The organism is Paenarthrobacter sp. NPDC057355, from assembly GCF_042667405.1.
In the GTDB taxonomy this organism is placed as follows: domain Bacteria; phylum Actinomycetota; class Actinomycetes; order Actinomycetales; family Micrococcaceae; genus Arthrobacter.
On the sequence record NZ_JBHVAL010000062.1, the window covers coordinates 1 to 1,026 of the forward strand.

General features: G+C 63.5%; 1 protein-coding gene. It reads left to right on the forward strand.

All coding sequences use genetic code 11. The annotated features are described in order from the left end of the window. Positions 1 to 178 precede the first annotated feature (178 nt). Positions 179 to 772, forward strand: coding sequence for an HhH-GPD-type base excision DNA repair protein (locus ACFUOZ_RS21400; protein WP_377552059.1), 594 nt, complete (start codon positions 179 to 181; stop codon positions 770 to 772). Positions 773 to 1,026 lie beyond the last annotated feature (254 nt).

Here is a 1,026-nt window from a genome sequence, read left to right on the forward strand (position 1 = left end):
CCGCCTACCGAACCGTACACACCTTCCGGCTTTCCGTTTCGCACCCGGCGACTCAGAAAACAATACACGCCCCACCACCCCAACGCAAATCCACCACCCAACACCCCCACAACCCCACCACACCGCCGTCGAACACCACCACAACACTCCCGTGACGGAGGTGCACGCCGGTGGGAGGATGGGACGCATGGAACTGCACATCACCGGCGATGCCGCCGCGGATCAACTGCTCAGTGAAGACTCGTTTGCCCTACTGACGGGCATGCTGCTGGATCAACAGGTCACCATGGAGTCAGCCTTTGCCGGCCCGGAAAAGATCCGCACCCGTCTTGGGACCCTGGAACCGCGCGTTGTCGCGGAACAGGATCCGGCCGGCTTTGTGGAACTGTTCAAGGAAAGGCCGGCAGTGCATCGATTTCCCGGCTCCATGGCGGCAAGGGTCCAAGCCCTCGCGGCCACAGTGGACAGCGACTGGGACGGGGATGCATCCGCGATCTGGACGCAGGGGGACCCCGATGGCCCGGAAGTGCTTCGCCGGCTCCAAGCCCTGCCAGGCTATGGCGAGCAGAAGGCCAGGATCTTCCTGGCACTGCTGGGCAAGCAATGCGGCCTGAGAGCTGCGGGGTGGCAGGAAGCAGCCGGCCACTACGGTGAGGATGGTTCCTACCTGTCCGTCGCCGACATCGTGGACCCGGAGTCCCTGGCCAAGGTGCGAGCCAGTAAGCAGGCAGCAAAGGCAGCCGCCAAAGCGGCAAAGGCCCCGGCCTCCTGATCAGGCTCCGGCCGGCCCTCAGTAACAGTTTCTCTTCCGGCCCTGCCTCGACGCCGGACCGACAGCCTTGCAGCACCGATCACTGCAGATGCAGCGGGGTCTTCAGCTGGAAAGCCTTAAATGCGTAAGGCCCCTACCGGTTTGGTTGGGGCCTTTTGCTGTGTTTGTGGTGTTGAGTGTGGGAGACCCCCCAACCTGGTGTGGGTTGGGGGGTCTCGACCTAATGGTTGTCCGGCGGTGTCCTACTCTCCCAC

What these genes read in the sequence shown, in the direction of transcription:
- ACFUOZ_RS21400 (WP_377552059.1), top strand. Translation starts at nt 179, where the DNA reads ATGGGACGCATGGAACTGCACATCACCGGCGATGCCGCCGCGGATCAA.